Annotated in this window: 11 protein-coding genes; 10 read left to right on the top strand and 1 reads right to left on the bottom strand. The window is 39.3% G+C overall.

The window, feature by feature from the left end; all coding sequences use genetic code 11:
- Positions 1-12: 12 nt before the first annotated feature.
- Positions 13-2259 carry a DUF7133 domain-containing protein gene (locus FW778_RS03940; protein WP_150413283.1) on the top strand — a complete coding sequence of 749 codons (2247 nt, stop codon included), beginning with the start codon at positions 13-15 and terminating at the stop codon, positions 2257-2259.
- A 76-nt stretch (positions 2260-2335) separates the two neighbouring features.
- Here the strand turns inward: FW778_RS03940 and FW778_RS03935 are convergent, their stop codons facing one another.
- Entirely contained in the window at positions 2336-4612 is a 2277-nt protein-coding gene (locus FW778_RS03935; RefSeq protein ID WP_150413282.1) for an alpha-L-rhamnosidase-related protein, read from the bottom strand.
- A 375-nt stretch (positions 4613-4987) separates the two neighbouring features.
- Between FW778_RS03935 and FW778_RS03930 the strand changes: the two genes are divergently transcribed.
- The 9 genes from FW778_RS03930 (at position 4988) to FW778_RS03890 (ending at position 24482) form a co-directional block, all read left to right on the top strand.
- Complete coding sequence (locus FW778_RS03930) at positions 4988-6568, top strand: putative Ig domain-containing protein (RefSeq protein WP_150413281.1); 1581 nt, start codon at positions 4988-4990, stop codon at positions 6566-6568.
- Positions 6569-7011: 443 nt separating this feature from the next.
- Positions 7012-8571: a sulfatase family protein gene (locus FW778_RS03925; protein WP_150413280.1), complete on the top strand. Its 1560-nt coding sequence runs from the start codon at positions 7012-7014 to the stop codon at positions 8569-8571.
- 32 nt (positions 8572-8603) lie between these two features.
- Positions 8604-10145 (top strand): glycoside hydrolase family 28 protein, encoded by a 1542-nt coding sequence (locus FW778_RS03920; protein ID WP_150413279.1) that lies wholly within the window; start codon positions 8604-8606, stop codon positions 10143-10145.
- Positions 10146-10191: 46 nt separating this feature from the next.
- Positions 10192-11706, top strand: coding sequence for an alkaline phosphatase D family protein (locus FW778_RS03915; protein WP_202552067.1), 1515 nt, complete (start codon positions 10192-10194; stop codon positions 11704-11706).
- Positions 11707-11721: 15 nt separating this feature from the next.
- On the top strand, positions 11722-15531 hold the full coding sequence (locus FW778_RS03910; RefSeq protein ID WP_150413278.1) for a glycosyl hydrolase: 3810 nt from the start codon (positions 11722-11724) through the stop codon (positions 15529-15531).
- A 24-nt stretch (positions 15532-15555) separates the two neighbouring features.
- A complete protein-coding gene (locus FW778_RS03905) occupies positions 15556-17676 on the top strand; it encodes a glycosyl hydrolase 115 family protein (protein ID WP_150413277.1) in 2121 nt (706 codons plus the stop codon).
- A 195-nt stretch (positions 17677-17871) separates the two neighbouring features.
- Positions 17872-19011, top strand: coding sequence for a formylglycine-generating enzyme family protein (locus FW778_RS03900; protein WP_150413276.1), 1140 nt, complete (start codon positions 17872-17874; stop codon positions 19009-19011).
- A 257-nt stretch (positions 19012-19268) separates the two neighbouring features.
- A complete protein-coding gene (locus tag FW778_RS03895) occupies positions 19269-21434 on the top strand; it encodes a hypothetical protein (RefSeq protein WP_150413275.1) in 2166 nt (721 codons plus the stop codon).
- Positions 21435-21734: 300 nt separating this feature from the next.
- A complete protein-coding gene (locus tag FW778_RS03890) occupies positions 21735-24482 on the top strand; it encodes a glycoside hydrolase family 2 protein (protein WP_202552066.1) in 2748 nt (915 codons plus the stop codon).
- Positions 24483-24562 lie beyond the last annotated feature (80 nt).

Raw genomic sequence — 24562 nt, 5'->3', positions numbered from 1 at the left:
TTATAAATTATTATGAAAATTAAATTACAGATTTTTTTCCTGCTTTGCATATCGACATTGATTATGAGGTGCGGCGCAAAAAAAGATGGCCAGGAGCCAGCATTTAACCCGCATCCATCGTCAGCCTATTTGTCGCCGGAAGAGAGTATGAAGACGATGTATCTCCCTAAAGGTTATCATTTACAACTGGTAGCAAGCGAACCCATGATCAAAGACCCGGTAGCTATTACCTGGGGCGGCAATGGCAGAATGTATGTTGCGGAAATGCTTACTTACATGAAAGATGCAGATGCAACCGGCGAGCAACTTCCCTGGAGCAGGATCATGTTGCTCGAGGATACGAATAATGATGGAATAATGGATAAAAGCACTGTTTTTGCCGATAGTCTTTTGCTGCCAAGGATGATGCAGAGTATAGGGAACGAATTGCTCGTAAATGAAACGAATTCTATCAACATCACAGCTTATAGCGATACTAACGGTGATGGCATAGCTGATGTAAAAAGGATCGTTTATAAAAAAGATAACTATGTACCTAGTGATCAAAACTTGGAGCACCAGCGCAGCGGGCTCGATTGGAATCTCGATAACTGGATGTACATGACTTATGATCCTGTAAGGTTTCGTTATACTAACGGTACCATAAAGGTGGATAGCATTCCCGGTGGAGTGAACGGGCAATGGGGTTTAACACACGATAATTACGGCCGTTTGTTTTTCTCCAGCGCTGGCGGCGAGACGCCGGTGCTAGGCTTTCAGATTAACCCCGTTTACGGAAGGCTTGATTTTGACGATCAGTTCAGCCCGGCTTTCCAGGCAGTATGGCCCATCATCGCAACTCCTGATGTGCAGGGAGGAAATCCCAGGTTACGCCTTAATAATACGTTGAACCATTTTACAGCTTCGTGCGGACAGTCAATCTTCAGAGGTGACAGGTTGCCAAAAGATTTTGTGGGAGACTATATAGTATGCGAACCTGTAGGAAGAATTGTAAGAAGAGCAAAGGTGTATGATATAGATGGAAAAACTTATCTTAAAAATGCCTACGACAGCATGGAATTTATTTCTTCATCTGATATGAATTTTCGGCCGGTAAATAGTGCCACCGGGCCTGATGGCAATCTATACATTGTAGACATGTATCGCGGAATAATTCAGCAGGGAAACTGGACGAAGAAGGGAAGCTTTCTTCGCAAGAAAATTGATAGCCTTGGCCTTGCTAAAAATATAGGGCGTGGCCGCATTTACAGGGTCGTTTATGATGGAATGAAGCCTGGCCCAAAACCAAATATGCTCAATGAATCGAGTACTACTCTTCTAAATTACCTGGGGCATCCGAATGGCTGGTGGCGTGATAATGCGCAAAAATTGATTATTACCAGAAGCGACAAATCGGTGGTGCCGGCTTTAAAAGCTATTGCTACCGGGCAGCAGGGCGTTGCAGCAAGTGATACTAACCAACTGGCACGCATACACGCTTTATGGACTTTAGAAGGATTGAATTCAATTGATAGAGGAACCCTAATACATGCTTTGCACGATTCCGATCCGCAGGTAAGAAAAACCGCCGTTTGGATCAGCGAAGCATACCTGAAAAAAAACGACGATGAAATGATTGATGAAGTAGCAAAGCTAAAAGCTGACGAAAGCTATGACGTGAGGGTGCAGGTATTACTTTCGATGTATAACAGTAATTCGGATAAGGCCAAAGCTGTAGTGAAAGATATTGCGGAAAAAAATACAAACAATCAAATGCTGGTTGCTACTAAAGATGCTCTTGATAAAAATGAAATGGTAAAAGACCTCGCGGGCAAGCTTGGCTATATGGACCAGAAAGATAAAAATACAATCCTTGGCGGAGCTATGATTTTTCGATCCCTGTGTGCTAATTGCCATGGAGCAGATGGAAAAGGTTTAGCTATCGGTTCAGGTTCTATGGCAGCCCCACCACTTGCAGGTGCATTGCCATTAAATTTTACAGAAAAAAATACTTCAATCAGGATATTACTGAATGGGTTAACAGGACCTGTAAACGGGAAAACCTATTCAAGTGAAATGCCTTCCATGGCAGCTAACAGTAATGGCTGGATTGCAAATGTGCTTAGCTATGCCCGTTATCAATTTGGGGATCATCCTAAAAATATAAAATCTCCTTCACCTGTTGTTACGTCCGGTGAAGTAAATAAAATCAGAAAAGAAAATACGGGTAGAAATAAAGCGTGGACACTGGATGAACTCAAAAATTTGAAGCAGGATTAGAAGTAACCATAAGAATAATTTTATAATCTTACCCGGAGCCAGGTTGTTGATGTATTTTATGATTTGACCCGGGAAATTATTTTGTTATAAAGTAGTGTTTTCCTGCCGATACATTTTTTATTAAAAAGAAATTGTTTTCAGGTTTAATGGATGCATTCTTTCCATCGATAAATAAACCTGGTTTTGAAGAATTGTATGGAATATAAATATTGGCTTTGGTATTACCGGGAACGGTAACTTCCATTACGTCCCCGCTTGTATCTTTTTTATAGGAAACAAAAATAGCGCCCTTGATTGTTGGCGTTTTCAATTGAGCAAAAGAAAGGCTGCCTAACTGTGGTTTTATTTGAAAAGTTTCAAATGCCGGTGTAAGAGGTTTTATACCCATCATTTCCCTTACAATAATATTGGCTGGCGCTGCGCCCCAGGCATGGTTCCAATCCAGGTTGGGCTTATATAATTTATCCCACGCTTCCATGGTAATTGTTGAGCCGCTGCGGATCATGTTGTACCAGCTTCGCTGTGTAGCAGCATCTAATAACGTTAACGCATAAACGCCCTCATTATTATCGTATAATGCATCTAATAAAAATTGCGCACCGTAAACGCTGCATGCCATTTTTCTTGTTTTAATAAATGCTACCACTCTATCAATATCATTTTTTGGAACTAAACCAAAGGCTAATGCAAACATATTGGCATGCAAAGACGAATGATCTGTGCTGTCTCCGTCTTTTATCAAACCCGTCTCAGGATTTTTAAAAACATTTTGAAATGACTGGTATACACCTTTTGCTTTTTCTTCATAGAATTGTGCATCTGCTTTCTTTTCCAACACCAGTGCGATCTTCTGCATCAACACCAAAGCCCTATAATAATAAGCGTTTACCACTGCGTTATAATTATTAAATACAAAACCATCCTGTTCTCCGTCGTATTCTTTTTCACTGCCAATGTAATGGCTTCCGTGCGGCCAGTCAACATTATCTCTTAGCCCTTTCTTATCATCAAAACTTTTCGGGAAGTGAATGGATTCTAAAAATTCAGGCGTTTGTTTATTTGTTCGTGTACTGATGAGGCCGTTGTTTCCTGCCAGCGGCATTAGTAATTTCTTCTGTAATTCTGTATAATATTTTTCAAGAAATAAATCATCACCTGTGTACATATAATCATTCCATGCAAGCAGTATATTTTGCAAACTCCATTCTGTTGGCCATGTAGGATGATAAATTACGTAAGCCATGGAACGCCTTGCCATGCTATATTCCGGGTCAACCGTATAATGCGATAACTGGTTGATTAACGCATCTGCTTCATAGGGTACTCTTTCCCTGTCGCCATCCACATAATAGCCAGTAAAGCTTGTGGCTTTTTCTGAATATCTACAGAGATCCCACACTTTATTTAAAATACTGTCACTGGAAATAAAATTGGAGGCGCTATCGTCGAAGGGATAAAAGATCATTTTTCGTTTAACTGATTCTTTATAAAGTTTGCCTTTAAAATTTTTTATTGTTACGTACCTGAAAGGAAAAACTTCTCCAATATAATCCGGCATTAATATAGGGCTGTTCCTATGATTTCTTTTTTCGTTGGCGGGCCAATTAATGATATAATCATGTGCTCCTTTTTTTAAGAACATGCCAATCTTTATGTAACGGATATTCCCATTCGTATTCAGAAGTTCGTGGTCACTTTTTAATGCCTCAGCGGCCTCAATCCAAATGGAATCGCTGGTTTCGCTCGTAAGGTGTAATTGCAGTTGAGCAAATCCGTCTTTCCCAAAATCTAAAAAGTAACTGTTATCATCTTTTTTAAATATAGTAGCAGGGCTCTGAATTGATGCAGATAACGGATAATGTGAAATATTATCTGAAGAATCTTTTGCGCTCAAATAAAAGACGGCGTTATCCGAAAAAGACGTTGCAACATCTTTGCCATTCCAAACTGCTACTTTCCAATAATATAATATCCCCGGAATAAGTGGCCTGCCATTATAAATAGAATGAGTACCCGAAGTTTTTACTTTTTTAGAGTCCCAGTAATCTGCCTGGTTCTTATTCAATAACCGAGGTGATGATGCAACTAAAATGCGCCATGCCGAAACATCCTTTATTAAAGTATCCACTTCCCAGTTGAAAATGGGTTGTTGGCTATAGATTGGAGCAAACTGGTATTTGTTTTTTTTATTTATTGCAGAGGTTAAGGGCTCGGTCACCGGCATTCCATGTTGGCTCACCTGGTTAGTGTGTAATAAAAAATCGCACCTGAGGCGGTTTGGGGCCGGCAATACCTGGCAGGTTGCTGAACAGGTAAAGGTGATAAGAAGTATACTAATAAACGGTCTTTTCATTTTGGTGGTAATTTGGCAGGCAATAGAATGTTGTTCTATTTAAAAATTTTTAATTGACCGGCATACGTTTCAGTCGCCACTTTTGAATATCATCACAGTGTAGCATACCCGAAATACTTAGCAGGTTATAAAACTGGAAAAATTTATTACATTTTTTTTAAAAGATAAACCGGAACTTTTTTAAAAATACTTATGCTTTCCAGGAAACTATAAATTTATTTCGGAAACGTTTCCGTAGAAAATTATAATGGTGACAGTTTAAAATTCATATTTTGTAAAAGCAAAAACAATCGCCTGGTTATAAATATCAAAAGCTAAGTATGATTATTAATAACTTTTGAATAGAATCGTAATAGAAATTTATAAAGTATTATAATGAAAATTAAAATCTTCACACTATTTATTGCTGTATTATTTTTTACAGTTAATGCAAATGCTCAATCCAGTTTACCCGATTCCTTAAAGGATGCAATACTTACGCCTCTCCCTCTGGAAACACCCCGTATCAACGGACCATCCGTATTTGGTGTACGTCCGGGTTCGAGAGTTCTTTATACAATTCCGGCAACAGGAATAAGACCACTTTCATTTAGTGCGATTGGATTACCACAGGGCTTAAAGCTTGATGCTGCAACTGGTAAGATTTCCGGTGCAGTTAATAAAAAAGGAGAATATACAGTAACTCTTGAAGCGAAGAATAAAAAGGGTGTGGCGAAAAAAGAGTTTAAAATAATTGTGGGAAACAAAATGGCTTTAACGCCACCGATGGGATGGAACAGTTGGAATTGCTGGGGCGGTGCTGTAAGCCAGGAAAAGGTACTTAGTTCTGCAAAAGCAATGATCGAAAAAGGACTTATTAATCATGGTTGGAGTTATATAAATATTGATGATGGATGGCAGGGCGTTCGCGGTGGGAAATACAATGCCATTCAACCTAATGCCAAGTTTCCCGATATGAAAGCGTTATCTGGTGAAATTCACGGAATGGGCTTGAAACTTGGCATTTATTCCACGCCATGGGCCGCATCGTACCAGCTTTATATGGGTTCCTCAGGCGACAATGCTGATGGAACTTACGATTGGATAAAAGAAGGTCATGAAGATGAATACCATCGCTTCGGACCAGATTCACTAAGAAGGAAAATGGCATCTTCTATGCATCATCATGGTCGTTATTCATTTGTAAGTAATGACGTAAAACAATGGGCCGATTGGGGAATTGACTATCTTAAATACGATTGGCATCCTATCGATATAAAACATGTGGCAGAAATGAGCAAAGCATTGCGCAGCCAGCACAGGGATATTTTTTTTAGTCTTTCTAATAGTGCTGATTATGATTCTGTAAAATATTATGCCGCGTTAGCCAATAGCTGGCGAACAACCGGTGACATTAATGATAGCTGGAAAAGCATGAGCACCATTGGGTTCTACCAGGATAAATGGGCGCCTTATGCCGGCCAGGGTCACTACAATGATCCGGATATGCTGGTGGTTGGTGAAGTTGGCTGGGGCCCGCAGCTTCATCCAACACGGCTTACTATCGGTGAACAGTACACGCACATCAGCTTATGGTGTATGCTTTCCGCGCCTTTACTTATAGGTTGCAATATCGCGGACCTCGATGATTTTACATTAAGCTTATTAACTAATGATGAAGTCCTTGCTATTGACCAGGATCCTTTAGTGAAAGAGGCAGTAAGAGTGGTTAATGACCGTGATAAAGTGGTTTATAAAAAAGTGCTGGCTGATGGTTCTATTGCTGTGGCATTATTTAACCGGGGAGAAATAAAAACTCAGGTAACAGTTAACTGGAGGCAACTGGATATCTACCACAACTGGAAGGTAAGAGATCTTTGGCGACAAAAAGATATAGGTGAAGCAAACGGTTCATTTTCTGCAGAAGTAGATCCGCATGGTGTAGTGCTTGTTAAAATAACTCCGTTGAAAAAATAACTATTACATATATATGGCTAAAGTTTGGCCCCAAGAAAACTCTAACAGTAACGGCTGATTTGCGTTAGTGTTTCTATTTATTAATTATTGTTGGATTTTATTCATTGATGTGAATTAATGAAACTAAAGAAACATTCATACTGCGTCGTGGATGTTTCTTATTACAAGAGGCATCGAAGACAAATACTTGATATTTATTTAAAATTCAGTTGAAACGCCCAGGGGCTCAATTTTTATTTGTTATTAACATTAACGGCTTTGCTAAAACATATACTGGTATTTACCGCTATTTTATCAGGTCAAGTAAAGTTGACTTGTGTATAAATTCAATTAGCATTATTCAAAAAATATCTAAAATTGGAGAGATTGATAAATGAGCAAGACGACATTCTTAAAAGCAATTTAAAAACTTATTTGTTTATAACACTTTTATAAGAAATATCATGATCAAAAGAAAAAACCTCCTATGCGTACTTTTGATTTTCGCGTATAGCTGCCATCAAAAAGACAGGGACTCAACTACTGTTTCAAAAGAAGAAAGGCTGCCTAATATTGTTTACATATTAGCAGACGATCTTGGCTATGGCGATGTTTCTATATACAATCCTGGATCGAAAATTAATACACCGAACATAGATGAATTCGCTGCGGAAGGTATGCGCTTTACTGATATGCATGCGCCTTCATCTGTGTGTACCCCTTCGCGTTATGGCATACTAACGGGGGACTATTGCTGGCGTAGCCGCCTGCCTCAAAGTGTACTACAAGGTTATGGTAGAGCATTGATTGAGCCAGGCCAGCCAACAGTTGCTTCATTGTTAAAAAATCATGATTATAGCACCGCGGTGGTTGGGAAGTGGCATCTTGGACTGAACTGGGTAATTAAACCGGGTCATGATTCGGTACTGCAACTTCCTGTTAATGATCCGGATCACGCAAGGATTGTTAAGGATATTGATCCTGGTAATATTGATTTTAGTTTGCCTGTTACAGATGGTCCCCGGGAACACGGATTTGATTATTCTTATATTTTGCCGGCTTCATTAGACATGGAGCCGTATTGTTACCTACAGAATGACACACTTACGGAACCGCTTACCAGCACTACGAATGGAAATAATCTTCACCCGAAAGGAACACCTGAATATGCTACGGGCGCTTTTTGGCGGCCGGGCTTAATGTCGCCGCATTTTGATTTTAATAGCGTTTTGCCTAATTGTACCGATCACGCAGTTAATTATATCAAACAAAAGGCAAAATCCGGCAAACCATTCTTTCTCTATTTCGCCATGCCGGCGCCCCATACGCCATGGCTACCGGCTAAAGAGTTTATCGGCAAATCAAAGGCAGGCCCTTATGGTGATTACGTAACTGAAGTGGATGCGATGGTGGGAAAAGTATTGCAGGCGATTAAAGAAAGTGGCGCGGCTTCCAATACGATTGTAATTTTTACAAGTGATAATGGGCCGTACTGGCGGCCACAATATATTCAGAAATATCAGCACCATGCCGCTTATATTTTCAGGGGCATGAAAGCCGACGCATGGGAGGGCGGACATCGTGTACCCTTTATAGTTAGATGGCCTGGTCATGTTAAGGCTGGCAGTGTAAGTAATCTTATTGCTACTCTTGCCAATTTAATGGCCACCTCTGCAGAACTCGCGGGTGGAGATAAAATGGCCGATTCATCATTTGATAGCTATAGCCTGGTGCCGGTTTTAACGGGGAAGGCCGATTCTTCTATTGTGCAAAAGGCCATTATCAACGAATCTTCTCATGGATTATATGCGGTTCGCAATGGCTCATGGAAGCTTATTGAAGGTTTAGGTTCAGGAGGCTTCAGTAGTCCGGTTACCGCTCAACCCGGGCCCGGAGAAGCCATAGGCCAATTATATAATATTAATACGGACCCTTCGGAAACCAACAACCTGTATCTGCAGGATCCCGGAAAGGTTGACTCATTAAGTCACCTGATGGATAGCATTAAGAAATTGAAGCATTAAAAAAATCATTGTAAAACAACTTAAATAAAAAAATGAAGACAATATTATTAATAACAGTCGCGTGTGTTCTTTGTCACCAAAATATTTACAGTCAAAAAAAATATAACATAAAAAATTTTGGAGCAGTCGCAGATGGCAGAACGCTGAATACAGAAAAGATACAGGCTGCTATTGATAAAGCGAATGGAGATGGGGGAGGAGAGGTAATAATTCCCGAAGGGAAATTTGTTACAGGAACTATTGTATTAAAGCCAGGTGTCGATCTTCATTTAAACCCCAATGCCGTATTGCTTGGTAGCACTAACCCTTACGACTACCCGTTTATGAAAGAAGTGCTGATAAAAGGTAGTGTGAAGGAAGGTGAATCAATTGGTGCATTAATTGGTGCCCGGTCTGCCGATCATATTGCAATTACCGGGCACGGTACTATTGACGGGCAAGGCCGTAAACTGGCGCTAACCATTGACAGCCTTTTTTACGTTGGTAAATTGGATACTGCTTATTATAACCTTCGCAGGAAAAGGGCAGACCGCAGGCCCGGGAATATCAAATTTGAAAGCTGCGAAAACGTAACCGTTTCGGGCATAACAATAAAAAATGCGGCTGGATGGGTACAAACCTATGACCTGTGTAAAAATCTAACGATTGATCACATACGCGTGGAAAGTGATGCTTATTGGAACAACGACGGAATGGATGTTGTGGATTGTTCTAACGTTAGAATCGCGCATTGTTTTGTAAATGCAGCAGATGATGGCATTTGCCTGAAGTCTGAACATGCCGGGCACTTTAACGATAATATTTACGTTGATAATTGTACCGTAAGATCCAGTGCCAGTGCTGTTAAGTTTGGTACGGCGTCCACGGGTGGTTTTAAGAATATTGTTATTAAGAATATAAGGGTTTTTGATACTTTCCGGTCTGCGATCGCAATCGAATCAGTAGATGGTGGCATACTCGAAAACGTATTAGTAGATAGTGTATTCGCCACAAATACGGGCAATCCTGTATTCATTAGGCTTGGACACAGGAATGTTAATGGACCTATTGGAACTTTAAAAAATATTCTTATAAAAAATATGAAGGTTGAGGTTCCTTTTGGCCGCCCCGATGCCAATTATGATTTGCGTGGTCCTGCTCTTGCTTTCTTTCATAACCCGTTTCCATCTTCAATTGTTGGGCTTCCCGGTCATCCTATAGAAAATGTTGTGTTGGAAAATATTGAGATCAGCTATCCTGGAAATGGAAACGACGGGCTGGCTTACCTGCCTTTGTATCGATTGAAAGATGTGCCGGAAGTGGCAAAGGAATATCCTGAATTTTCAATGTTTGGTGAGCTACCTGCCTGGGCATTTTATGTGCGCCATGTGGAAGGGTTGGTTGTAAAGAACGTTTCAGTTGTTGCAAGAAAAAAGGATTATCGCCCTGCTTATGTTTTTGACGATGTGAAGGGATTAGGCCTTTCCAATTGCGGCGTAAAAGTAAATGACCAGGGCAAGCAGTTTATTTTAAACAATGTAAGTGGTGAAAAATTGCAGGTTAATGATAAGCTTGTGCAGAGACTGCATCCATAAAAAATTGAAAGCGCTTGAATCAATTCATAACAGTTATTAAAATACAATGTCAAACAGAAGAAAATTTATCAGAGACCTGTCTCTAAGTTCAGCAGCTATAGCAATAGGCGTAAACAATAATAATAAAATCTCTCCTTTCGATTTTTTGAAAAATAGCAATGGGCCTTTTATGGCAACGGGGATAAAAATTGGAGAAGTCAGTTCAACGGCGGCCATCATCTGGACACGGCTAACGAAGTCGCCGGTAAGAGTAACTGATGACGCGCCGCAGCCGACAATTTTATACAAAAATCCAACAACAGGAAAATTTGAACATAAGGAGGGTAAAGAAACGAGGCCCAATCGTGAACCTAAAATAATATATCCTCGTGGTATTGATGTAAACACCATTGCCGGAGCAGTGCCTGGAACAGCAGGTGAGGTGCGTGTATTATGGACAGCCGGCAACGGCAATGCATGGAAAGAATCCGCGTGGCAACCGGTTAATGTTGATCACGATGCTACCCGCCAGTTTGTGCTGTCAGATCTTTTACCCGGAAAAAAATATGAAGTAAAGGTTCAATCAAGGATGACGGGCGATAAAAAAATTTCTGCAATTGTTGAAGGAAGTTTTAAAACAGCACCCGCAATAAATGACAGTGATGATATAAAATTTATGGTAGTTACCTGCCAGGAATATCACGACCGGGATTATGCAGCAAAAGGGTTTAAAATATATGAAGCTATGCTTCGGCAGCAACCTGATTTTTTTGTACATACCGGCGACGTTGTGTATTATGATCAGCAGGCAAAAAATATTGATTTGGCAAGATGGCATTGGCAGCGTGTTTATAGCTTTCCTACTTTAGTTGAATTTCATAAAAATGTAAGCAGTTATTTTATGAAGGACGATCATGATACCTGGATGAACGATTGCTGGCCAACAATGGAGACAAAGTTTATGGGAGATTTTACTTTCCAACAGGGACAACAGGTGTTCCTGGAGCAGGTACCTATGGGAGATAAACCGTATCGCACTTTTCAATGGGGAAAGGATTTGCAAATTTGGCTGGTAGAAGGCCGTGATTTCAGAAGTCCTAATAACCTGCCTGATGGCCCCGGTAAAACCATTTGGGGCAAAGAGCAAATTGAATGGTTTAAGCAAACGGTCCAGGCTTCCAATGCCACTTTTAAAATACTCATTAGCCCAACGCCGCTTGTAGGGCCCGACCGGCCAAAGAAGAATGATAATTATGCTAACGAAGGTTTTTATCATGAAGGTGAATTGCTTCGCAAATTTGTGGAGCAACAAAAGATGTACGTGGTGAATGGCGACAGGCATTGGCAATATGCTTCCAAAGATGTAGAAACAGGCCTTTTAGAGTTTGGGTGCGGGCCCGTTAGTAACGAACATGCAGGAGGATGGACCCAGGGCCACAAAAAGCCTGAACACTTATATGTGAATGTAGTAGGTGGTTATTTAGAGGTAAATGTTATTCATTCACAAGATCGTCCTTCAATTGTTTTTACGCATAGAAGTGTAGATGGAAAAGTATTGTTTGAATATAAACCTATTGTTTAAAATTTAGTTGTAATAATGCACCGCGAGAAAAATAGAATTGCCTATCATTATTTTTTAATGACTGTTACTGCGATTGTACTTGCTGGGTTGTTGTCAAGCTCATTTTCTCCAGGAAAAAGATTGGTGGTAACAAGTCTCAAAAATATTTCTAACGGAGATACCACTATCGTGGATACACTCGCTGCGCATTTTAAAAATCCGCCGCCGGAATATAGCCTGTTTCCTTTTTGGTCATTGAATAATACACTGGATTCTGCGAAGCTTAATTGGCAGACAGACCAAATGATAGATAAAGGAGTTTATGGGGCTTTCATGCATGCAAGGGAAGGTCTCGATGAAAGTGCAACGCCGTATTTCTCGGATGGATGGTGGAATGCAATAGCATCAACTGTAAAACATGCACATGAAAAAGGATTTTTTACCGGTCTCTATGACGAGGATAAATGGCCGAGTGGCAGTGCCGGCGGAAGAACGATAAGAGCTAATCCGGAAAGGAACATTAAAAAAATCATGCGCTATAGCGATTTCGAAGTACCGGGAGCTCAAACGATGCAACTTAATTTTCCCTATGATCCAATGGCAATATTTGCAGGCAAAATTTCTGATCGCGGTGTCTATGATTTTTCCAGCCAGCAGGATTTAACACCTTTGTTAGGAAAGGATTGGAAAGTGCCTCCCGGCAAATGGGCGATCATTGTTTTTACGTTGATCAAAGATCCGCAGGAACAAATTAATTATATGGATTCGACCTCGGTGGCCGATTTTATTCATATTACACACGATGAATACTATAAGCGGTTAGGAAAATATTTTGGTAATACCATTCCCGGTGTATTTTTTGATGAGATATATGCCAATTCATCAGACAGGAATAACAATATTTTCTGGACAGATGATTTCCTTCAAAAATTCAAAAAAATAAAAGGCTATGACCTTAGGCCTTATTTACCCCTGATGATTTTTAATGATCCAAAATATTCATCAATTGCCAGGTATGATTTTTTTGACGTGGTAAGAAACCTTTATAGCAAGGCATGGTTTAAACAATATGCACAGTGGACAAACGAGCATCATATCTGGGTTACAGGGCACACTACTGAAGAATTGATTCAATACATTCGCCAATCTGACTATTTTTATACTGAAGGTCAACTGCAAAGACCTTGTACCGATAACGAAGATTTTCGCTACGGTAATCCACGTGAAATTGATTGGTTTAATCCTAAACAGATCAGTTCAGTTGGGCGCAATTATGGAAAAAGCCGGGTGGCTGCCGAATCTATGGGAAGCGGCGGCTACACAATACCGTTAGAAGAATATCGTTACGGCTTTTCTATGCTGGGCGTATACGGTGTAAATATGTTTATACCGCACTTGTTTCATTATTCCATGGACAGGCCTGAAAACCAGGCGGACTGGCCGCCGAGCTGGTTTTATCAAAATCCTTACTGGAAATATTTTAAACCGTTGGCCACCTACGCCCAACGTATTTCTTATATGTTGTCACAGGGAAAATATAATTGCAAGGTTGCGATCGCTTATCCGCTTACCGAACTTTGGCTTGGCGGCTACGCTACACCGGTAAATGATGAATATTATAAAGAAGTGCAACGGCAATTACTGGAGCATCATATAGATTATGATATCGTTGATCCGTATTCATTATCTGTGGCGGTAAGTGACAGCAATGGATTACAGGTTGGAAAAAATCATTATAAAGTTTTGATTTTACCTGCTTTAAAAGCAATCCAAACTGAGGCAATGAAAAAAATAAATGCATTCATATCAAAAGGTGGTATTGTAATTGGCTTGAATCAATTGCCTTCCGCTTCTGAAAAAGGCACACCCGCAGATCCTTTCATCATAAAATCAATGACGGATATATTTGGATTTGAACCGAACGATCTGAGACAAGATCAGTATCATACATGGGATAAAGAAAGAAAATATCATTATACACTTAAGTCAAATACCGCAGGTGGAAAAGGAATATTCACAAGATATGTAGAACAGCTAACGGATATTATTCACGATCAAATCACCCCGGATATATTGGTAGAAGGAGCGCAGAACGATTGGCTTCAATACCAGCATCGTACCATCGCAGGGAAAGAAGTATTTTTTTTAGTGAACAGTCATAAGGTTGCCAATTCTTTTAAGATAAGTTTTGAAAATATTGGCAAACCTTATCTATGGAATCCTGAAACTGGCGCTATCAGCGAGGTTAGTAATTACCGGGTGTACAACAACCGTCTTGAAATGCAATTGGATTTTAAACCCTGGGAAAGTTATTTTATTGTAATAGAGCCGGGTCAAATAAAATCAAACAATGTATTGGTAAGCTCTGTTGACTTGGAAGATGTGCGATTAATGCAAAAAAATGATAGCGTTACTATCAATGGCTGGTCATCAGGTAATAGTTCTCACCAAATAAACTTCTTGAACGGCAATACACTCGTTTCTAAAAAATGGCGGGGTACTTCGTCTCTTCCCGAAATTCCTTTAATGGGTAACTGGCAATTTCAATTATGCCCGGATGCACTTAATTATAAATGGTCTCCGTCTGTTATTTCAGACACGCTTGCAATACCTGTAATGAATTTTAAAGCAGGGAATAATCAGCAATGGAAAAATATAAAAGTAGAAGATCAATTTAGCTCAATAAAAGGATGTGCCCGTTATTTAAGTAGCTGGCAAGCCTCATGGATCAGTTATTATGATTACAGTATGCATCTTTCGCCGCTCGGGGGAGGAACTGTTTATTTCAGAAAAAATATTGTTGCGAATGGCGCAGTAAAAGACGCTTCATTGGATATTACTGCTGATGAAGCTTACGAATTGTTTATTAATGGTAAGCTCGTTGGAAAAAATGCCAATTGGAAAAATGTGGATCATTATTCTATAACAGATTTTATTATTAGCGGTACTAACACCATATTAGTGAAAACTTCTAATACAAAGGGACTGTTACTGGAAGGTGCTGTTACACTAAAGAATAATAATACTATTTTATTAATGACAGATACTACTTGGCAGGCTTCAAAAGATAAGGTCAATTGGCTTCCGGCATTATTATACGCTGCGCCTCCATTAGGGCACTGGGGTGATATCGAAAGGCCTTCTCATAAGCTTCATTTTCCATTGACCGTTTGGTACAGGCAGGCGTTGCCGCCTGGAGTTGAAGCCATAATAAAGCCATCTGTAAAAGGGCGATATTATATTTTTATAAATGATCATTTAATCAAATTCAACGATCAAGGAATTGCCCGGATCAATCAATTCCTGAGACAGGATTCAAATATACTTTCTATAAAAGTACATGTCAAAGATTATAATGATGGGCTTCAGAAACCGGTAAAATTCATATGTAGCAAAGCGTCCGTTCCCTTGCGTTCATGGGGAGATATGAATCTAGGATGGTATTCGGGGCGGGCTTTGTATACGCATAGCGTCCAAATAAGTGAGCAATATTTTAAGCCAGAAACGAAGATGATTCTTGACCTTGGCAAGGTTGATTATTTCGCTGAGATATGGGTAAACGATCGGTTAGTATGCTACAGGCCATGGACTCCTTTTAATGCCGATATTACTAAGTACGTTCACCAGGGAGAAAATAAAATAACTATCGCGGTTGCTAACCTCCTTGCGAACCAGGCAAGCTGGGATATGATGGATGCCAACATAGATAACAAAGATGCCCGCTGGTGGAATTTTGGAAGTATTGTGAGGGAGAAAGAAAAATTGACTTCCGGGCTTCTGGGGCCTGTTAAAATTATTCTCTATGTGAGAGATTCTATACAAATCGCCATAAAAGATATACAGTAATTCGCAAGAAATCCATTAAAATAAATGCAATCAACAATTAAAATAAGAAAAATAAAAAAATATTTTGCGATAGGAATTTATTATATAAAACTGATTTCACCTCTACTCTGTATTATACTTTTATGCTCATTTCAACCTGGCAAAAAATATATTATCTATTACGGCAAAAACAGTTCTGCAGTTGAAAGGGCAACCTGTGAGGATTTAAAGAATGATCTTAAAGAAGCTACCCATGCGAATGTAATGGTGAAAGTGGAACCCGAAGATATTGCTCCTTCGGGTGATTATCGCATACTTGTTGGTTCGCGAGCCAGTAATCGTTTGATGGACTTACTTGCAAAAAAAGATTTGATCAATATCAGCAGTATACAACCCGGTCCGCAGGGTGGATTGATCCAGGTAATTAATAATGGAAAGCAAAAAATATTACTACTTGCCGGCAGTGATGCTGAAGGCGCTCAAAATGCAGTGTATGATTTCTGCAGCAAAGATTTTGGTATTGACCCCTTATCTTACTGGACGGGATATAAACCAGCCGTAAGAAAGAATTACAATCCATATAACACATCAGCAAGAATTGTTGATCCTCCTGTTGTGCCCACCATTTGTTATTTTGAAAATGATGTAGATGAACTGGCCAACTTACACAAACCTTACCTGGAATATGATATGGAAACATGGAAAGGAATGGTAAACTCACTGAGACGCATACACTATAATGCAATCCAGTTGTTTGATATGTTAGGAAGAGCAGAATTCTTTACCCGTGAACCTTATAAAAAATTACGGCCAAACTATCATACCAATCTTAAACTCGTGGATAGCCTCATTGATTATGCTCACCTAAAAGGAATGAAAATTCAAATTGACCTGAGCCCCGGCTACGAAATGAAATCCCTCACTGATAGTGAGGCGGTGTGTTGGACTCAATACAAGCAAAAATGGATAGACACCTGGGTTTATTACCTCACTAAAACACCTTTAGGCAAAGCGGATATATTTTCTTTACGTCCCAGGAACCAGGTTTGGGACAGGGCTTATGTAAGTAGTTGCGGAGAAAATAAAACGGAGGTGTTTAATGAAGTATATGCAGCGCTGGATAGTGTTCTTGATATTTATAAACCGGATGCACAAAAGTTATGTATTTGTTATGATGATGGGATGGAGATGTTTAACCATGGATTTAACCCGCCGAAAGATTTTACTGTTGTATGGTCTGATGATGGATACGGTGATTTTAATTCGCTTCCCGCAAGCACAAAGGGATATCATTTTGGAACGTATATGCACGCAGGGTTTTGGAAAAACCATACAGTTCATGATCCTTACCCGGAAAAAATAGATTCGGTTTTGTCGTATATGCTTAAGCGTTATAACGCTAAAAGCTATATCGATGTAAATGGGCAAACCTTCCGCCCTTTCCTGCTCAACCTCGAAGCATTTGGTGATTGGGCTTATGATCCGCATGCGTTTAACGGAGAAAGGTTTTATCATGCCTGGGCTGTGAATTATTTTGGAAAAGTTTGTGCACCATTTGCAATGTCTTCTATGAAAGCTTTGCACCGGGCCCAATTTGCCCGGAATGGATATGTAGAAAATCTATCCGAAATAAAAAGACTCATCGGGTTTCTTCAAGGCGGAAAAGGAATAAACAATCAAATCATGTCGGATTTCATTAATAAAATTTCTTCCGATTTGGTGAAGCGCTCCAGCCTGGTAGAAACTGCTGTAGAAGAAGCTTCGCTGGGTTTGCCAAAAGCAAAAGACCAGGCTGATTTTTATTTTGATTATATTTATTTACCTGCTTTAATGTATCACGAACTCCTCGATTTTGAAAACACGTTGCTTGTTGCCGCTCACTTAAAATGGGATTATATAACTGGCGGCCATGAAAAAGGAAAATTGGTTGCGGCAAAAAAATTAATGCTAAATGCCTCGGTGCAATTGAAATTAATTTATAAAACATCCTTGCAAGGAGATAAAAATCGTAAATGGGCTACCTGGTACGACCCTGTGAAGAGAAGGCCCAATAATGGTTTCCCGACACCGCATATGATTACATCTATTGAGCAAAATTTGGATAGGCTTGAAAAATTAAATAATAGACAAAGACGACAGGAGCGAACTGAAAGATCTTGCCGGTAAGTATCCCGGCAAGGTAAAGATGATGGCTGATATGTGGGCAAAATGGGCCGGTAAGGTTGGTGTGTTTAACGGGCAACCAAAAAGTCAGAATGAATAGCAGTATCCATTTTTTGCTGGCGATAATTTGATTGTCATTTATGAAGATGACATTGAATTTATACAAATAACAAAGGAAAAAGATAATTTTGAATTGTGATGATACACACGAAGAATAATACATTCTATTTGCGGCTTACTATCCTGTTTATTTTTACCTGCACCGTTATATCATGCCATAATGCCACGAAGGATAAAATTTCATCAGGCCGTGCAGACACAGTTTCATGCAGTTCCAATATTCCCGCACGTTTTCCTTCAGTGGCGATCGATGCAACCAATAATATAAAAATGGGAATAGTTTCCCATAATGAAATGGTATGGATACCAGGTGGAGAATTTGACATGGGTAGCAGTGATGAGGAAGGAAGACCGGACGAATTACCTGTTCACAAAGTAAAGCTTTCGGGATATTGGATGGATGTTCATGAAGTGACCAATGCCCAGTTTAGAAAATTTATAGAAGCGACCGGTTATGTAACAACTGCGGAAAAAGCTCCTGTTTGGGAAGATCTGCAAAAGCAATTGCCCGCCGGTACGCCAAAGCCGGCCGATAGCTTAATGGTGGCGGCTTCATTGGTGTTTACGCCCCCCGATCATCCTGTTCCTTTAGATAATGTTTCCGTATGGTGGGCCTGGAAAAAAGGTGCCAACTGGCAACATCCGGAAGGCCCCGGCAGTACTATTAAAGAAAAAGATAATTACCCGGTTGTGCAGGTTTCGTGGGATGATGCTCAAGCTTATGCTAAATGGGCTGGTGAAAGATTACCTACTGAAGCTGAATGGGAATATGCTGCCCGTGGCGGTTTGAAAAATGAACCATACTCATGGGGAAATGAGCCGGTAGAAAAAGGCTCGCCTAAAGCCAATACCTGGCAAGGCAATTTTCCTAATTATAATAATGATTGGGATGGATATAAAGGATTAGCTCCTGTAAAATCATTTGCTCCTAATAATTATAAATTATATGATTTGGCTGGCAATGTTTGGGAATGGTGCAACGATTGGTATGCTCCCGATTATTATGCATCATTAGCTGGTAAAACATCTGTCAATCCCGGTGGGCCTGCAGAAAGTTATGATCCGATGGAACCTACTGTGCCAAAAAGAGTGACAAGAGGTGGATCGTTTATGTGTAATGCTTCTTATTGCAAAGGATACAGGGTTTCATCAAGAATGAAAACCTCTCCCGATTCTGGTTTGGAGAATGTAGGATTCAGGTGTGTTTCTTCCAATTGACTTTATAAACTTTTGTTGTAATGATAAAATGCAAAAAACGGTTTGCTACTATACTTTATTTCTTTATATAAATCTTACAATAATTAATTGTAAATAATATTTCTACGAAATCGTTTGCAGAGAAAATTTTCAATTACTTAAAAGCTATCATTAATTTCAAACGTGCTAAGGATTGAGAATGCTAATCATAATACTGCAAATAGCATAACGATTGTCAATTACTTTTTAATGAAACAATTAATCTAAAAATTTCAACAATGAAGATGATAAAATCTTTGCTCTTATTATTTGTTTTTACAGGAATTAATTTAACCACATCGGCACAGCAGAAAAATGATATTTCGGTAAAAGTTAATGCTGAAAATGGTAATTATATAATAAGTTCTGCAGGTTTGAATTGGACATTTGGAGGAAGTGTCGACAAGCCCCTGAATAATTTAAAATCTTCAAAAGGCAGCGATGCTATTGGCGCATATAAATCAATTTCTTTTAAATGGAAAAGTAATAACAATTATGTTGGAACTATTCGCTGGTATACGAATTCGCCGGTGGTTATATTTTCTTTGTCCACACCAAAGGGAGCTGCTAATCAATCGCTGGAAGCCTTTCCCCACTTCACTTCTATGCCGGCATCCCTTTACCATTTCAGCTATCATGATGTCGATTTTTCTACTCCCGAGTTTACATTAAATGAAACTTCAACGCCATGGCTGTTATTTGATGAAAATAAAAATTCCTGCGTTATTTCTCCTGCTTCCGATTTTATTGTTGCCAAATTAACCGGTGATGGAACGACGAATATTAGCAGCGGAATAAATGAAGAGGTTCAGCAATTGCCATCGAATTTTATCCATTCAACAATTATGGTTTTCGACAAAGGCATTCACAATATGTGGGATGTTTGGGGAGGCGCTTTAAGGGCCTTATATCACCGTCAACGCCCCTCAAATGATGCGGATAAAGTGTTGAAATATTATGGCTACTGGACAGACAATGGCGCCGATTATTATTACAATTACGACACTACAAAAGGCTATGCAAATACATTGCTTTTATTGAAAAAGCATTATGACGAACAGGGTATACCGTTAGGTTATATGCAACTTGATAGTTGGTGGTATGAGAAATCAATTACTGATCCAAGAGGACAGCCAACAGCGGATCATAAAAATCCTCGTTTACCTTCGGGTGCGTGGAACCGTTATGGTGGTTTAATGGAATACAGGGCTGATCCTTTTTTGTTTCCTAAAGGATTAACTTCTTTTCAGCAAAAATTAGGACTGCCATTGGTTACTCACAATCGTTGGGTTGATCCGTCGAGCCCATACCAAAAAATGTACAAAATTTCAAGGTATGCGGCTATTGACCCGGCATACTGGAAAGATATAATGGGCTATATCAAACATTCCGGAGTTATTTGTTACGAACAAGACTGGCTCAATCAAATTTATATGCAAAGCCCAAAAATGAGCTCTGATTTATCTGTTGGTAATGCCTTCACTGACGGAATGGCGAATGCGGCAAAAGCAGATGGACTGAATATGCAATATTGTATGGCCATGCCCAGGCATTTTTTGCAGGGTGTAAAATATAATAACCTAACGACCATCCGTACCAGCGGAGATCGTTTTGAACCGAAGAAATGGATGCCTTTTATTTTCACATCACAGTTAGGGTATGAAATGGGTATATGGCCATGGTGTGATGTATTTAAAAGTTCCGAAAAAGGTAATATGATCGTTTCTAACTTATCTGCAGGACCAGTGGGAACCGGTGATGCAATTGGTAAAGAAGATAAGGCAAATATTTTTATGACTTGTAGAAATGACGGCGTGCTTGTAAAACCAGATGCGCCTTTATTGCCTGTGGATGAAGATTATATCGATATGGCACGCATGGATCACAAGCCCGTGCTGGCGTACACTTACACGAAACACCCAGGTGCAACTACCAGCTATGTGTTTGCTTTTGCAACCGCCCAAACTACAGATATGCAGGTAACTTTTAAACCCGCTGATATAGGTATGAAAGGAAACGTGGCTATTTATGAACCTTTGCAAAACAAGTTGCAAATTATAGCAGCAGATAAAATTTTTACAGATGTATTGCCATCAAAAAAATATACTTATTACATAATAGCGCCGGTTACTAAAACAGGAATTGCATTTTTGGGAGATGCCGGAAAAATAACATCTACCGGTAAAAAAAGAATAGCCGATATTATTACTAACGGTAAAAATTTACAGGTAAAAGTATTATTTGCCAAAGGAGAATCTGCGGTTACCCTACACGGTTATGCCGGACATACTGTTGCCTGCGACAGGGGAAAGGCGAGTTATGATAATGCAACGCATCTTTTTAATTTGGTGGTAGATGCGCCAGCCACGGGAAATAGTGTTAATATAAATTTGAGGATTAAATAACATACGGCAATACTATCTGATAGTCACTGTCTTTTTTTTTATTAAAAATTGATTGCTATAGAATTATTTCCTGCTGCGATTTTTATTAAAATTCGTTGGCAATAAGTCTGCAATTACACAGAGCTAGCCCGCGTTAGCTCCTACGAAAACGTTTCCGTGAATAAACCATTTAACTGAAATAAATTATTACAACTTTGTTAGTACAATTATTATTTTTTGAGAAAATGACATTGCACTTTTGGGCATCTATATAAAAGCGCGAAATATTTTCGGTACCAAAAATTAATTAAACTAAAGTTGATGAGAATGCAAAGTAGAGTAGCTGTATTGTTTTGTTTGTTGTCATTTAATTATTATTCCGTTGCTTTCTCTCAGTCTTCAACAGATCGCTTATGCAAGCGTTCCAGCGATCAATCTGTTTTCCTAAGATCTTCCCTCGGTTTTAATGGTTCCGCTTCCTGGAAAATTAAAAGGGTAAACCTTGTTGGCGATAGCGGAAACATAATATCAAAAGCGGGATACAACACAAATAATTGGTACAATGCTATGGTTCCGGGAACTGTATTGAATACATTGGTTAAAAATAATGTTTACCCAGATCCTTATTTTGGCGATAATAATAAACTAAATAAAAACCTTATTCCTGACATTGCAAGTGTAGGCAAAGAATTTTATCATTATTGGTTCAGGACTGAGTTTGCAATACCACCGGCCTTTGATGGCAAGCGGATTTGGTTAAAATTTAATGGTATCAATTACCGTTGTGTTATTTGGCTGAACGGGCACGTTATAGGACATATGGCGGGAATGTTCAATGATAAAGAAATTGATATTACTTCATTTGCAAATCTTAAAGGACATAATGCGCTCGCCCTTGATGTTGACCCGGTTGATTTTCCCGGGTCAAATAAACCTACTAAAGGGAAAATGCCAGGCGCCATAAGGGAGGCGAAGAACGGAGGCGATGGAATCATTGGTAAAAATGTGACCATGCTCATGAGCGCCGGTTGGGATTTTACTTTTCATGATGGTATCAGGGATAGAAATACAGGTATTTGGCGCGATGTAGAATTGTTTGCTACCGGCGATGTAGTGTTACAACATCCTTATGTGCAATCCCTGCTTCCGCTACCGGACACAGCTTCGGCGAAAGAAACCATTTCTGTGGAAGTATTTAATGCTTCTGATAAAATACAGGAAGGTGTTGTTAAAGGCACTATTGCATTATTGGATAAATCGTTTGCAAAAGAGGTTGAATTAAAGCCGGGAGAAACTAAACAAATTGTTTTTGATGCTGCTGATTTTCCTCAACTCAATATTAAAAACCCCAGGCTTTGGTGGCCAATCAATAAAGGAAACCAGTATCTATATAAGCTTAATCTAAAGTTTATAAACAAAAAGGGAATCAGCAATTCGTTGAATACCACTTTCGGTATTCGCCAGGTCAGCACTGATAGGGATACGCCCGATTCATCGAAAAGATTCCTGGTGAATGGTGTTCCAATATTTATCCGCGGAGCCAACTGGATACCTGAAGGGATGTGCAATGAATCTGAAGAAAGAACGTATACGCAGCTCCGTTATACCCGGCAGGCACGGGTTAATTTTTTAAGATTATGGGGAGGTGGCGTTGCAGAATCTGATTATTTCTATAAGCTCTGTGATGAATTTGGCATTATGGTATGGAGTGAATTCTGGATAACGGGTAATACAGTTTTTCCTGTTGATACATCTTTATATATGAAAAACCTTGCCGGCACTATAAAACGCATCAGGAGTAATCCGTCTGTTGCGTTTTATGTTTCTGCCAACGAATCGCATGACCTGCCGGGGGCAGAACAAGTTATTCATAATATTGATAGTGCAACAAGTTACCAGGCAACATCTGAATGCTGTGGAATACATGATGGCAGCCCCTACAAATATTTAAACCCGATGCAATACTTTGAAAATACTGCATCAGGAAGGGGAAGCCGTATAGATGGTTTTAATCCTGAATATGGTACGCCATGTTTGCCAACAGTTGAATGCCTCAGGGAAATGATGCCAAAGGAAGATCTATGGCCTATTAATGATTCTGTGTGGCAATATCTTGATGGCGGTGGTTTTCATAATATGACTACAACCTACCGGGATGCCGTAAACGAATTTGGTAAATCATCATCTATTGATGAATATGCGATGAAGGCCCAATACGTGGGCGCTATGGGTTACCGTTCCATTTGGGAAGTATGGGATTATAATAAATTTAATTATGGCGACCGGTTTTGTTCAGGATTTTTATTCTGGTACCTCAATAGCCCGGTAAGGCAAACTGCCGGGCGCATGTGGGATTGGTCGCTTGAACCAACAGCGGCATTATATTATACACAAAATGCCCTCCAGCCTTTACACCCGCAGTTTGATTATTTAAAAAATACCGTGTCAGTTTGTAATGATTACCGCACAGCCTTTAAAGGTTATGCAGTAAAAGCTACCGTGTACGATTTAAATATGAAAGTAAGATTTGTCAAAAAGGAAAATATAAATATTCCCGAAGATGGAGTAGTAAATGATGTATTTAAAATTGATTTCCCGGAAGATATTACACAGGTGCATTTTATACAATTGGAATTATTTGATGCAAAAAATAAGCCGGTATCAAATTCATTTTATTGGAGATCAAAAGACAAGTATGAAAAAGCCGGGGCGCTTGAAGGGCCTGCTGTATCAGGGTTCCAGGAGATAGATAAATTACCCGAGGTTAACCTTAAAATAAATGTAAAAAAGGAAATAAAAAACGGCAGGGCATATTTTTTTGTACAGGTTAAAAATCCTGCAAAGTCACTTTCTTTTTTTACCAGGCTACAATTGCAATATGATAATGGTAAACCGGTAAGGCCATCTTTCTATTCTGATAATTTTATTTCACTGCTGCCCGGTAAAGAAAAAGACATCCGCATTGACGTAGATGATAAATTAATAAATGAAAAAAAAATACAGCTGATGATAAGCGGAGGAAATGTAAAAAAGATGCTACTTAATGAAACTATTTATAACGCCAAATAGGATGACTATTTATTAAAAATTTATTTTGAAAATAATTCAACGGAAGAAAAATTCAACGGAATTATTGTTTTACAATAGAA

Source organism: Ginsengibacter hankyongi (genome assembly GCF_008710285.1).
Taxonomy (GTDB): Bacteria; Bacteroidota; Bacteroidia; order Chitinophagales; family Chitinophagaceae; genus Ginsengibacter; species Ginsengibacter hankyongi.
This window is presented reverse-complemented; position numbering and strand designations above follow the sequence as displayed.